This window comes from Bartonella sp. OT172YNZD (genome assembly GCF_042193725.1).
In the GTDB taxonomy this organism is placed as follows: Bacteria; Pseudomonadota; Alphaproteobacteria; order Rhizobiales; family Rhizobiaceae; genus Bartonella; species Bartonella grahamii_A.
Genome location: NZ_JBHILZ010000078.1, coordinates 1 through 818, shown reverse-complemented (window position 1 = coordinate 818; position 818 = coordinate 1). Strand labels below are relative to the sequence as shown.

The 818-nt window shown below is 47.1% G+C and carries 2 protein-coding genes and 1 pseudogene; all 3 read right to left on the bottom strand.

Features of this window, described 5'->3' with window-relative positions; all coding sequences use genetic code 11:
* Nucleotides 1-130, bottom strand: a pseudogene (locus tag ACFIJS_RS09105) (late control protein); the annotation flags it as partial.
* Nucleotides 121-375 (bottom strand): tail protein X, encoded by a 255-nt coding sequence (locus ACFIJS_RS09100; protein WP_375651299.1) that lies wholly within the window; start codon nucleotides 373-375, stop codon nucleotides 121-123. The pseudogene ACFIJS_RS09105 and the gene ACFIJS_RS09100, both read right to left, overlap by 10 nt.
* Nucleotides 372-818: phage tail protein (locus ACFIJS_RS09095; protein WP_375651297.1), on the bottom strand; the 447-nt coding region annotated here is incomplete at its 5' end. The genes ACFIJS_RS09095 and ACFIJS_RS09100, both read right to left, overlap by 4 nt.

Below are 818 nucleotides of genomic sequence, written 5' to 3'. Positions count from 1 at the left end.
CAAATGTATCGGCTTCATTGCCGGCATGGTCCGTAATGGTTGCGGTTAAAAGACGCTGGTAAAAAACCTCATGAACAGGTTTGTCTCCCACCTTGACCACAATAAAGGGGTGTGTGCGTATTAATCCCATAACCGCTTCACCATGCTTTGGGGATTAGACAACACAAATTCAGGCAAAGTAACCGTTAAGCCGCGCGGTAAAAACACACCATATTTGGCAATTTCTGGATTGGCTTCCAATGTGGCTTCACAATAGCCCTTTAGTGCCCCAACTTGGATGCGGTCCCCTAACACAGCCATGGCATGGTGAAAGCAGAGGAGGTCTAAGCTCATATCCTCTAGCTCTACAACCACATGCTTTTCTGGTATCTTCATGGCGTTTGCTCCACCTGATATTGCCCCACTTGGGTTTGTCCCACTTGATATTGTCCTTGCGGTTTTCCGCCATTAAAAAAGGGCAAGAGCGTAATGGAATAGCGGATGCGCTGGGATTGACCAGAACGACTGATATAGTCGTGGTCTTTATTGATCGTGGTGATCACCACGGGTCCATGAAGAAGGACACTATAAGTGGTATCATTGATCCAACGAAGCATCTGGACCGGCTTGGCTCTTTGAATCGTTGTGGTGAGGGCATCAATGGCTACACGGTCACCAAACTCTTCTGGAAACCAAACCCCATGAATGGTCTTTGCATCATTCCCATAGCCGGTAAATTGCAAACTGGGGGACCTGCCAAAACGCTCCATACAAACCCATGAGGCAGAAAACTCTTCTTCAAAGGATTGGAAATTCAGCCAGTCCACATAAAATTGATG